This window comes from Halomonas salinarum, assembly GCF_012062845.1.
In the GTDB taxonomy this organism is placed as follows: Bacteria; Pseudomonadota; Gammaproteobacteria; order Pseudomonadales; family Halomonadaceae; genus Onishia; species Onishia salinarum.
Genome location: NZ_WWNB01000013.1, coordinates 84887 through 95770, shown reverse-complemented (window position 1 = coordinate 95770; position 10884 = coordinate 84887). Strand labels below are relative to the sequence as shown.

Annotated in this window: 9 protein-coding genes, 4 tRNA genes and 1 rRNA gene; all 14 read left to right on the top strand. The window is 60.1% G+C overall.

The window, feature by feature from the left end; all coding sequences use genetic code 11:
• A 5S ribosomal RNA gene (gene rrf / locus HF027_RS10755) occupies positions 1-95 on the top strand; the annotation flags it as partial.
• Positions 96-623: 528 nt separating this feature from the next.
• Positions 624-1604 (top strand): biotin--[acetyl-CoA-carboxylase] ligase, encoded by a 981-nt coding sequence (locus tag HF027_RS10750; RefSeq protein WP_168015552.1) that lies wholly within the window; start codon positions 624-626, stop codon positions 1602-1604.
• Entirely contained in the window at positions 1601-2440 is an 840-nt protein-coding gene (locus tag HF027_RS10745; protein ID WP_168015550.1) for a type III pantothenate kinase, read from the top strand. Before HF027_RS10750 ends, HF027_RS10745 begins: the two co-directional genes overlap by 4 nt.
• Positions 2441-2546: 106 nt before the next feature.
• Positions 2547-2630, top strand: a tRNA-Tyr gene (locus tag HF027_RS10740).
• Positions 2631-2677: 47 nt separating this feature from the next.
• Positions 2678-2751, top strand: a tRNA-Gly gene (locus tag HF027_RS10735).
• Positions 2752-2771: 20 nt separating this feature from the next.
• Positions 2772-2846: transfer RNA gene (locus tag HF027_RS10730), tRNA-Thr, on the top strand.
• A 142-nt stretch (positions 2847-2988) separates the two neighbouring features.
• Positions 2989-3064: transfer RNA gene (locus HF027_RS10725), tRNA-Trp, on the top strand.
• 72 nt (positions 3065-3136) lie between these two features.
• Positions 3137-3505 carry a preprotein translocase subunit SecE gene (secE, locus tag HF027_RS10720; RefSeq protein ID WP_168015548.1) on the top strand — a complete coding sequence of 123 codons (369 nt, stop codon included), beginning with the start codon at positions 3137-3139 and terminating at the stop codon, positions 3503-3505.
• 8 nt (positions 3506-3513) lie between these two features.
• Entirely contained in the window at positions 3514-4047 is a 534-nt protein-coding gene (gene nusG / locus HF027_RS10715; RefSeq protein ID WP_136255946.1) for a transcription termination/antitermination protein NusG, read from the top strand.
• A gap of 111 nt (positions 4048-4158) precedes the next feature.
• A complete protein-coding gene (rplK, locus tag HF027_RS10710) occupies positions 4159-4590 on the top strand; it encodes a 50S ribosomal protein L11 (protein ID WP_136255945.1) in 432 nt (143 codons plus the stop codon).
• A gap of 2 nt (positions 4591-4592) precedes the next feature.
• Positions 4593-5285, top strand: a complete 693-nt coding sequence (gene rplA, locus HF027_RS10705) for a 50S ribosomal protein L1 (protein ID WP_168015546.1) — start codon at positions 4593-4595, stop codon at positions 5283-5285.
• Between the two features lie 258 nt (positions 5286-5543).
• Entirely contained in the window at positions 5544-6050 is a 507-nt protein-coding gene (gene rplJ, locus HF027_RS10700) for a 50S ribosomal protein L10 (protein ID WP_168015544.1), read from the top strand.
• Positions 6051-6142: 92 nt separating this feature from the next.
• Positions 6143-6514, top strand: a complete 372-nt coding sequence (gene rplL, locus HF027_RS10695; RefSeq protein ID WP_168015542.1) for a 50S ribosomal protein L7/L12 — start codon at positions 6143-6145, stop codon at positions 6512-6514.
• A gap of 233 nt (positions 6515-6747) precedes the next feature.
• Positions 6748-10824 carry a DNA-directed RNA polymerase subunit beta gene (gene rpoB, locus HF027_RS10690; protein WP_168015540.1) on the top strand — a complete coding sequence of 1359 codons (4077 nt, stop codon included), beginning with the start codon at positions 6748-6750 and terminating at the stop codon, positions 10822-10824.
• Positions 10825-10884 lie beyond the last annotated feature (60 nt).

The window sequence follows — 10884 nt, the reverse complement described above, 5'->3', positions numbered from 1 at the left end:
GAACCACCCGATCCCATGCCGAACTCGGAAGTGAAACCGCTTAGCGCCGATGGTAGTGTGGAGTCTCTCCATGCGAGAGTAGGTCATCGTCAGGCACTTACACTGAAGAAACCCCGGCCCTTACAGGCCGGGGTTTTTTTATGGCTGGACGAAAGACCGGCCACAGCCCCGCTAATGGCGCCTGCAACGACGGCCACCAGCGACTTCTCCCCAGAAGCCGAAGCGAGAAGCGACGGTGCTCATCCCGGGCGCTTCTCTGCTCCTTTCCTGCCTACCCCCGGTCGCTGGATCAGGGCTCTTATGCAGGGCACTTATACAGCGCTCTTATATGACGACTCCGTGTGCACGTGGCCTTACAGGTGGGTCATGTGCGCCTGTAAGGTGCAGGAATCAGGGGAGGGGGTAATATTATTGGTCTCGACACGGGGTCGGTAGCCCGCTTCTCACAGGCTTTATCCTTGCACGTGTCGGTCGGTCGTTGGATGCCATGCTCCAGGGAGCTGCTGATCTGGGTAATTAAAGAAGGGCAGATCAGGGCATGCGATGGGCAACTTTGGTCGCGATGATTTCCGGGGGGCGCCACCATCCGCTAGAATGACGGTTTTTTGGGCGGGAAGGTGCGCATGACCATCGGTGAACTGATTCGCTTGTTGAGTGACGGTGATTTTCACTCCGGCGAGCAGTTGGGTGAGCGTCTGGGCGTATCCCGTACTGCTGTCTGGAAGCAGCTCAAGAAACTCGAGGCAATGGATATCCCCCTCGAGGCGGTCAAGGGGCTAGGTTACCGTCTGGCCGTCCCCATTGAGCTGCTGGAAGGGCCGGCAATCATCGCGGAGCTGTCTCATGACAGCCGCCAGCAGATGGCTCGGCTTTTCATAGAGGAAAGTCTCCCTTCGACCAACCGTTACCTGCGCGAGCGCTTCGAGCAGGGTGCCGGACATGGTGAAGTATGCCTGAGCGAAGCGCAAAGCGCCGGTAGAGGTCGGCGTGGGCGCGCCTGGGCTTGCCCCTGGGGGCGTGGTCTGCTGATGTCCCTGGGGTGGCGGTTCGAATCCGGTGCCGCGGCACTGGAAGGGTTGAGCCTGGCGGTCGGCGTGGCACTCGCCGAGGTGTTGGAGCGCCATGGTGTCGAGGTGGCCTTGAAATGGCCCAATGATGTCCTGGTCCTTGGGCAGGGGTCATCGCGTAAGCTCGCCGGTATCCTGCTCGAGGTCAGTGGCGATCTGTCGGGCCCCTGTGAGGTGGTGATCGGTCTGGGGCTCAATGTCACGCTCCCCGACGCGGTGCGTCAGGAGATCGACCAGCCTGTCGCGGCGGTGCATGATCAACAGCCAGGGGTCAGCCGTAACCGACTGGCGGCGGACTTCATCGATGCCCTGCTGACCTTGCTGCCGCGCTTCGAACAGGAAGGTTTTTCCGCCTGGCAGGAGGCATGGAACGCGCGTCATGCTCATGCCGGCCAGACTATCGATATCATCCAGGGGCCACGCCGCGAAGAGGCGGTGGCCGAAGGGGTGGATGCCGCGGGTAATCTCCTGGTGTGGCAGAATGGTGAGAGGCGAGCTCTGGCAAGCGGTGAAATCAGCGTGCGTGGCCGTTCATGATTCTGGATCTGGATATCGGCAACACCCTGTCGAAGTGGCGTCTCAAGGACAGTGTGAGCAGTGAAATCCGGTCCCGCGGCGCGGTCTGGACGCGTGAAGAGTGGCGCCCTGGCGCGGATATTCCTGATCTGGACGTGGTGCGGGCGGTACGTATCTCCAGTGTGGCGCGCCAGAAGGTACTCAAGGAGACTGTCGAGCTCCTGCGCCACGAGGTGGGCGTGGTCCACGTGGCACGGCCGGTTCGCGAGTCACTTGGCGTGGTCAATGGCTATGACGATCCTGGCAGGCTTGGCGTGGATCGCTGGCTGGGAGCGCTGGCAAGTTACCAGCTGGCCGGCGCCTGCTGCACGGTGGATTGCGGCAGTGCGATCACCATCGATTTCGTGCTCCCCGGCGGACGTCATCTCGGCGGCTATATTCTTCCTGGCTTGCGGCTGATGAAGGAGAGTCTTAAGCTCGGGACACGCAACGTGGCGATCGATCCCGACAGCGAGGCCGATGAGCTCCTTGCGCCGGGACGCAATACCGTCGAGGCAGTCAATCACGGCATCTATATGGCAGCAGTCAGTGCCGTGAACCGTATCTACGGCGAAGTTTGTGATCGGGAAGGGGTGGCGTTACCGATGCTGCTGACCGGTGGCGATGCCCGCGTGGTGTCACGGGGCGTTCGCGTGCCGCATGCCGTTTGGCCGGACATGGTCTATGGCGGGCTGGAGGCCTGCTTCCCGCGGACCGCTGCTGAAAGAGCGGGGCGGCTGTCGGGCTCGCCGGAGGTCCCTTCACCGGTGGCGCTGGAGAAAATTCGCGCAAGCCTTGCATTCTCCATGCTCCTTTGACAGAATGCATCGCGTTCGCAGGGCAAGCGTATTCGAGCCTCGGCTTGAAAGCATTAGTAAGCGTTTGACATTGCTGCGAAAAGCGGTAGAATTTACCGCGAAGATCGGAGGGATTCCCGAGTGGCCAAAGGGAGCAGACTGTAAATCTGCCGCGAAAGCTTCGAAGGTTCGAATCCTTCTCCCTCCACCAAATTTAGCCGAAGCGCCTGATGTCGATTCGGTGGTGAGAGCGGGTCGGCGGGCATAGTTCAATGGTAGAACCTCAGCCTTCCAAGCTGATGATGCGGGTTCGATCCCCGCTGCCCGCTCCAGTTTTTGCTGTATATGTTTTGCTCGTGTAGCTCAGGGGTAGAGCACACCCTTGGTAAGGGTGAGGTCGGCGGTTCAAATCCGCCCACGAGCTCCATTTGGAAAAGGCGAGCTAAGAGCTCGCCTTTTCTTTTTCCCCAGCGCTATGCTGGGGGTTGCCAGGCAGGGGTGCTTTCGCTATGATAGCGCCCGCTGTTCACAGGAAGCCTGCAAAGGGTTTTCGGTGAAAGCGTAGATACAGGCCAGTAGCTCAATTGGCAGAGCAGCGGTCTCCAAAACCGCAGGTTGGGGGTTCGATTCCCTCCTGGCCTGCCAGTCTTCCCCAGGCTGGTGATATCCCATATACTTTCATGTTTCGATTGCTGCACCCTGAGGAGTCTCGTTCGCATGAAACTAAACGCCGAGGTGCAGGAGTCGCGCCACGACGGGCTCAGGTGGGCGGTTGTCGTCTCTCTGATAGTCGTTGCCGTAGTTGGTAACTCCTATTTCGCCGATCAAGCGCTGCTCTACCGCGTGTTAGGTGTGGTTGCCGTATGCGCAGCCGCTGCTGGTGTGGCCATTACCACCACCAAGGGGCGCAATCTCCTGGAGCTGGCCCGCAATGCGCGCAAGGAAATTCAGCGCGTCGTCTGGCCGACCCGCCAAGAAACCATCCAGACCACCGCGATCGTCATGGTGGCAGTGTTGGTGGTAGGCCTGATGCTGTGGCTAATTGATACCCTTCTTGGCTGGGCGATGTCCGGCGTCATTGGTTAGGAGATTCCATGTCCAAGCGTTGGTATGTCGTGCATGCCTACTCCAGCTTCGAAAAACATGTCATGCGCTCACTCAATGAGCGCGTGAAGATGTATGGCATGGAAGATCGCTTCGGCGAGATTCTGGTGCCGACCGAAGAAGTTGTCGAGATGCGTGACGGCAAGCGCCGTAAGAGTGAGCGCAAGTTCTATCCCGGCTACGTGCTGGTTGAAATGGAAATGGACGACGCGACGTGGCATCTGGTTAACGAGACGCCGCGTGTTCTTGGTTTCATCGGTGGAACCAAGGAAAAGCCGGCGCCGATCAGCCAGAAAGAGGCCGACGCTATCCTGCGCCGTGTTCAAGACGGCACAGATAAGCCGCGGCCCAAGACTGTCTTCGAGCCGGGTCAGTCCGTTCGTGTCATTGATGGGCCTTTTGCCGATTTCAATGGCGTGGTCGAAGAGGTCAATTACGACAAGAGTCGTGTCCAGGTCAGCGTGCTGATCTTTGGGCGTGCGACGCCTGTCGAACTCGAATTCGCCCAGGTCGAGAAAGACTGATTCTCGATGGGTTGCGTGATTGCTGTTAAGTGATCGCGCTGTAGTCAAGCCGCCGAGGCGGTTGTTCAACCGGGGAGCCGAAAGGCGCTAGCACCCAACTGGAGTCCTAACATGGCCAAGAAAGTACAGGCTTACATCAAGCTGCAGGTCGCAGCTGGTAAAGCCAATCCGAGTCCCCCCGTGGGCCCCGCGCTGGGTCAGCACGGCGTCAATATCATGGAATTCTGCAAGCAGTTCAACGCAGAAACCCAGGATAAAGAAGCCGGCCTGCCGACGCCGGTCGTGATCACTGTTTACTCCGACCGCAGCTTTACTTTCGTTACCAAGACGACGCCTGCCGCCGTCCTGCTGAAGAAAGCCGCTGGTATCAAGTCCGGCTCTGGTGAGCCGAACAAGAAGAAGGTCGGTACCGTGACCCGCGAGCAGCTCGAAGAGATCGCCAAGACCAAGGAGCCGGATCTAACGGCTGCTGATCTTGACGCCGCGGTGCGTACCATTGCCGGTAGCGCCCGCAGCATGGGCCTCAACGTGGAGGGTCTCTGATCATGGCTAAACAGTCCAAGCGCGCTCTGAAGATCAAAGAGCAGGTCGACACGTCCAAGGTCTATTCTCTGGATGACGCAGTGGCACTCCTCGGCGAGCTGTCCACCGTCAACTTCAAGGAATCCCTCGACGTCGCCATCAATCTGGGCGTTGATCCGCGGAAATCCGACCAGGTCGTGCGTGGCGCTACCGTCATGCCCAACGGCACTGGCAAGGACGTTCGCGTCGCCGTGTTCACCCAGGGTGCCAACGTCGATGCCGCTAAAGAAGCCGGCGCCGACATCGTGGGCATGGATGACCTGGCCGAACAGGTCAAGAAAGGTCAACTCGACTTTGACGTGGTCATCGCCTCGCCGGACGCCATGCGCGTCGTCGGTCAGCTGGGCCAGATCCTCGGTCCGCGTGGCCTGATGCCGAACCCGAAGGTCGGCACCGTGACGCCGGACGTTGCCACCGCGGTCAAGAACGCCAAGGCCGGTCAGGTGCGTTTCCGTACCGACAAGAACGGCATCATTCACACTACCCTGGGCAAAGTGGATTTCGCAGCTGACGATATCCGCGGCAACCTGGAAGCACTGGTCGCAGATCTCAAGCGTCTCAAGCCCAGCACGTCCAAGGGTGTGTATTTCAAGAAGCTGACCCTGTCCACCACCATGGGCCCGGGTCTGACCGTCGATCACTCCTCTTACGTGTGATCGGCGTAGCCAAAGATACTTTGCGGTCCCCGCTCTTCTTCGTGGAGTTCGGGGCGCCGTCAAAGACCGTAGGCGCCAAGCCTTGCCTGCAAGGCTTGGCTTAATCTTCCCGGAAGGGATGCCTGCGCAGATGGTGTGGCCGCCAGCTACTGGTGTGCACCATCACCCAAGCCCTCTTACCCATAGGTAAGGGGAGATGGTAACCCCCGGAACTCGGAGGCATGAGCCTCTTGGTCCCGGCACGAAGGAGTGATCACTGTGCCACTAGCTCTCGAAGGCAAGAAAGCAATTGTTGCCGAGGTCAGTGAGGCCGCTAAGGACGCTCTTTCCGTCGTAGTTGCCGATTCTCGCGGTGTGGACGTTAGAGCCATGACCGACCTGCGTAAGCAGGCGCGCGAGAATGGCGTGCAAATTCGTGTTGTTCGCAACACGCTGGCACGTCGCGCCCTGTCCGGAACTCCCTGGGAGATCCTGGACGAGACTTTCTCGGGTCCGACCATGTTGGCCTTCTCCTACGAGCACCCGGGCGCTGCCGCCCGTCTGTTCAAGGAGTTCTCCAAGGGTCAGAAGGACTTCGAAGTCAAGGCGCTGGCATATGACGGTGAGCTCATCCCGGCTTCCGACCTTGACCGTCTGGCCACGCTGCCGACACACGATGAGGCGATCGCCAAGCTGATGTCCGTCATGAAGGAAGCTTCTGCCGGCAAGCTGGTTCGTACTCTCGCGGCATTGCGCGACCAGAAGGAAGAAGCGGCCGCTGCCTGATTGGCGCGCTTCTCTGAGTAGCCTGAACCGATCATTGAATCATGAGCACTTGGTCACCTGGCCGAGGCTCCGCAAAGTCTAGGAAATTGAACATGGCACTTACCCAAGAAGACATCATCAACGCTGTCGCCGACATGACCGTCATGGAAGTGGCTGGTCTGATTGAAGCGATGGAAGAGAAATTCGGCGTGACCGCAGCTGCCGCTGTTGTTGCCGGCCCGGGTGGCGGTGAAGCCGAAGCTGAAGAAGAGCAGACTGAATTCGACCTGGTGCTGACTGCCGCTGGCGACAAGAAAGTCAACGTCATCAAGGCCGTCCGCGAGATCACTGGTCTCGGCCTGAAGGAAGCCAAGGGTGCCGTCGACGGCGCGCCGGCGACCCTCAAGGAAGCGATGTCCAAGGACGACGCTGAAGAAGCGAAGAAGAAGCTGGAAGAAGCCGGCGCGAGCGTGGAGCTCAAGTAATTCTTGTGCCCACGGCTTCACGCGCTGCGTAAGCTTCCACGGCTGGTGGCGGGCTTCCCGCTACCGGCCTTTTTCTGTTGTTACTAGCTGCCCGCCTTTAGGCGACGCCGCTAGCCGAATTCCGACGGCGAGCTTCCATGAGGGGGCTTGCCGTCAGCGCCTGACGGGACCCATCCCGTCAGGTGGCGCCGACTCGCATCGGTCACCCATGGTGAACAAGCTGGGGAATACAGATGGCTTACTCATACACTGAGAAAAAACGCATCCGCAAGGATTTCGGCAAACTGCCCCAAGTGATGGATGTGCCCTACCTGCTGGCCATCCAGCTTGATTCCTACTACGACTTCCTCCAGCAGGATCGCTCGCCGGAAGAGCGGCTCGAGCTCGGCCTGCATGCCGCCTTCAAGTCCGTATTCCCGATCGAGAGCTTCTCGGGCAACGCTGCTCTCGAGTATGTCAGCTATCGTTTCGGCACGCCGGCCTTCGACGTCAAGGAATGTCAGCTGCGCGGGGTCACCTATTCGGCACCGCTGCGCGTCAAGGTGCGCCTGATCATCTACGATCGTGAATCATCGAACAAGGCGATCAAGGATATCAAGGAGCAGGAAGTTTACATGGGGGAAATCCCCCTGATGACCGAGAACGGTACCTTCGTGGTCAACGGTACCGAACGCGTCATCGTCTCTCAGTTGCATCGCTCGCCGGGTGTGTTCTTCGACCATGATAAGGGCAAGAGCCACTCGTCAGGCAAGCTCTTGTACTCCGCGCGGGTTATCCCTTACCGCGGCTCCTGGCTCGACTTCGAGTTCGATCCCAAGGACAACGTCTTCGTGCGTATCGACCGTCGCCGCAAGTTGCCGGCGTCCGTGCTGCTGCGCGCGCTGGGCATGAGCGCCGAGGAGATCCTCGATCACTTCTTCGAAACCAGCATCTTCCATATCGAGAAGAGCGGGTTCTCGGTGGAGCTGGTGCCGTCGCGTCTGCGCGGCGAGACCGCGACCTTCGACATCAAGGATGCCGATGGCAGCGTGATCGTCGAGGAAGGGCGTCGCATCACCCAGAAGCACATCCGCCAGATGGAAAAGTCTGGGCTTGAGCGTCTCGAAGTGCCGATGGAGTATCTCTACGGCAAGACGCTGGCCAAGGATCAGGTCGATCCGAAGACCGGCGAGCTGATCTGCGAGTGCAACTCCGAGATTACCGCCGAGCTACTCGAGAAGCTGGCTACCGCCGGCATCACGATGCTTCAGACGTTGTACACCAACGACCTGGATTGCGGTCCTTTCATCTCCGATACCCTCAAGCTGGATAGCACGCGCAGCCAGCTCGAGGCGTTGGTCGAGATCTACCGCATGATGCGCCCCGGTGAGCCGCCGACCAAGGAAGCCGCCGAGACGCTGTTCCACAACCTGTTCTTCACCGAAGATCGCTACGACCTGTCGGGCGTGGGGCGGATGAAGTTCAATCGCCGTCTGCGTCGTGATGCCGATACCGGCTCCGGCGTGCTGGACAATGGCGACATCCTCGATGTGCTCAAGGAGCTGATTGCGATCCGCAACGGCTTCGGCGATGTCGACGATATCGACCACCTGGGCAACCGTCGTATCCGTTGCGTCGGCGAGATGGCCGAGAACCAGTTCCGTGTTGGCCTGGTGCGTGTCGAGCGTGCGGTCAAGGAACGCCTGTCGATGGCCGAGAGCGAAGGCCTGATGCCGCAGGACCTGATCAACGCCAAGCCGGTTGCGGCGGCGGTGAAAGAGTTCTTCGGTTCGAGCCAGCTGTCTCAGTTCATGGACCAGAACAACCCGCTGTCCGAGGTCACTCACAAGCGTCGCGTCTCGGCCCTCGGCCCGGGCGGTCTGACTCGTGAGCGTGCCGGCTTCGAGGTGCGTGACGTTCACGCCACTCACTATGGCCGTCTGTGCCCGATCGAGACGCCGGAAGGCCCGAACATCGGCCTGATCAACTCGCTGGCGACCTACAGCCACACCAACAGCTACGGTTTCCTCGAGACGCCGTATCGCAAGGTGGTGGATGGTCAGATCACCGATGACGTGATGCAGCTGTCGGCGATCGAAGAGGGCAACTTCGTCATCGCTCAGGCGTCTGCGACCGTCGACGAGAACGGCTACCTGGTCGATGACCTGGTGCAGGTCCGTCACCGCGGCGAGACTACCTTCATGGCGCCGGACAAGGTCACCATGATGGACGTGTCGCCGCGTCAGGTGGTGTCCGTGGCCGCGGCCCTGATCCCGTTCCTCGAGCACGATGACGCCAACCGCGCCCTGATGGGTGCCAACATGCAGCGTCAGGCTGTGCCGACACTGCGTGCGGACAAGCCGCTGGTCGGTACCGGCATGGAGCGTTTCGTCGCCCGTGACTCCGGTGTCTGTGCCGTGGCTCGCCGCGGTGGCGTGATCGACTCGGTGGATGCGCGGCGTGTCGTGGTGCGGGTCAATGAAGATGAAATCATCGGCGGTGAAGCCGGTGTGGATATCTACAACCTCACCAAGTACACCCGTTCGAACCAGAACACCTGCATGAACCAGCGCCCGATCGTGCGCCCGGGTGACAGGGTCTCGAAGGACGACATCCTTGCCGACGGCCCGTCCGTCGACATGGGCGATCTGGCGCTTGGCCAGAACATGCGCATCGCCTTCATGCCCTGGAACGGCTACAACTTCGAGGACTCCATTCTGTTCTCGGAGCGCGTGGTGCAGGAAGATCGCTTCACCACCATCCATATCCAGGAACTGACCTGCGTATCTCGCGACACCAAGCTGGGTGCCGAGGAAATTACCTCGGATATCCCCAACGTTGGCGAGTCCGCACTGGGCAAACTCGATGAGGCCGGTGTGGTCTATATCGGTGCCGAGGTCGGTCCGGGCGACATCCTGGTCGGCAAGGTCACGCCCAAGGGCGAGACCCAGCTCACGCCGGAAGAGAAGCTGCTACGTGCCATCTTCGGTGAGAAGGCCTCCGACGTGAAGGATACCTCCCTGCGTGCCCCGACCGGCATGAAGGGCACGGTCATCGACGTCCAGGTCTTTACCCGCGACGGTGTCGAGAAGGACTCCCGCGCGCTGTCCATCGAGCAGATGCAGCTCGATGAGGTGCGCAAGGACCTTCAGGAGACTTACCGCATCGCCGAAGACGCGACCTTCGAGCGCCTCAAGCGCACCCTGGCCGGTCAGCCGGTCAACGGTGGGCCCAAGCTCAAGAAGGACGATGTGCTCTCCGAGGAGTATCTCGAGGAACTGCCGCGTCAGCAGTGGTTCAAACTGCGCATGCAGGATGAGTCACTGAATGAGCTGCTGGCTCAGGCGGATGAGCAACTCGAAACCCGTCGCAAGGAAATGGACGAGCGCTTCGAAGACAAGAAGCGCAAGCTGACACAGGGCGACGATCTGGCGCCGGGCGTTCTGAAGATCGTCAAGGTCTACATGGCCGTCAAGCGTCGTATCCAGCCGGGTGACAAGATGGCCGGCCGTCACGGTAACAAGGGTGTTATCTCCGCGATCATGCCGATCGAGGATATGCCCTTTGACGATGGCGGTGAGCCGGTCGACGTGGTCCTGAACCCCTTGGGCGTGCCATCGCGCATGAACGTGGGTCAGATCCTCGAGACGCACCTGGGCATGGCGGCACGAGGTCTCGGCGTGAAGATCGAGCATATGCTTCGCGACGCCCGTGAGCAGCAGGTTGGCGAGATTCGCGAATTCCTCGGCAAGGTTTACAACACCGAAGGCTCGCGTCTTGAGGACATCAGCTCGCTGTCCGACGATGAAGTGATCGCCCTGGCCAAGAACCTCAAGAGTGGTGTGCCGATGGCAACGCCGGTCTTCGACGGTGCCAAGGAGCATGAGATCAAGCATCTGCTGACGCTTGCCGATCTGCCGGATTCCGGCCAGATGACGCTCTACGATGGCCGTACCGGTGAGTCCTTCGATCGCCCGGTCACTGTTGGCTACATGTACATTCTCAAGTTGAACCACCTGGTCGACGACAAGATGCACGCGCGCTCCACTGGCTCGTACTCGCTGGTCACCCAGCAGCCGCTGGGCGGCAAGGCGCAGTTCGGCGGTCAGCGCTTCGGTGAGATGGAGGTCTGGGCCCTGGAAGCCTACGGTGCAGCCTATACCCTCCAGGAGATGCTCACGGTCAAGTCCGATGACGTGGAAGGTCGTACCAAGATGTACAAGAGCATCGTGGATGGCGATCACTCCATGCAGGCGGGCATGCCGGAATCCTTCAACGTATTGGTGAAGGAAATCCGCTCGCTGGGCATCGACATCGAGCTGGAAGGCTAAGCACCCGGGGCTTGAGTCAGTACTGGCGACAGTACTCACGACAGTGCTCGAGAAAGATGG

What these genes read in the sequence shown, in the direction of transcription:
- secE (WP_168015548.1), top strand. Translation starts at nt 3,137, where the DNA reads ATGAAACTAAACGCCGAGGTGCAGGAGTCGCGCCACGACGGGCTCAGG.
- rplA (WP_168015546.1), top strand. Translation starts at nt 4,593, where the DNA reads ATGGCTAAACAGTCCAAGCGCGCTCTGAAGATCAAAGAGCAGGTCGAC.
- rplL (WP_168015542.1), top strand. Translation starts at nt 6,143, where the DNA reads ATGGCACTTACCCAAGAAGACATCATCAACGCTGTCGCCGACATGACC.
- rplK (WP_136255945.1), top strand. Translation starts at nt 4,159, where the DNA reads ATGGCCAAGAAAGTACAGGCTTACATCAAGCTGCAGGTCGCAGCTGGT.
- HF027_RS10750 (WP_168015552.1), top strand. Translation starts at nt 624, where the DNA reads ATGACCATCGGTGAACTGATTCGCTTGTTGAGTGACGGTGATTTTCAC.
- rpoB (WP_168015540.1), top strand. Translation starts at nt 6,748, where the DNA reads ATGGCTTACTCATACACTGAGAAAAAACGCATCCGCAAGGATTTCGGC.
- HF027_RS10745 (WP_168015550.1), top strand. Translation starts at nt 1,601, where the DNA reads ATGATTCTGGATCTGGATATCGGCAACACCCTGTCGAAGTGGCGTCTC.
- nusG (WP_136255946.1), top strand. Translation starts at nt 3,514, where the DNA reads ATGTCCAAGCGTTGGTATGTCGTGCATGCCTACTCCAGCTTCGAAAAA.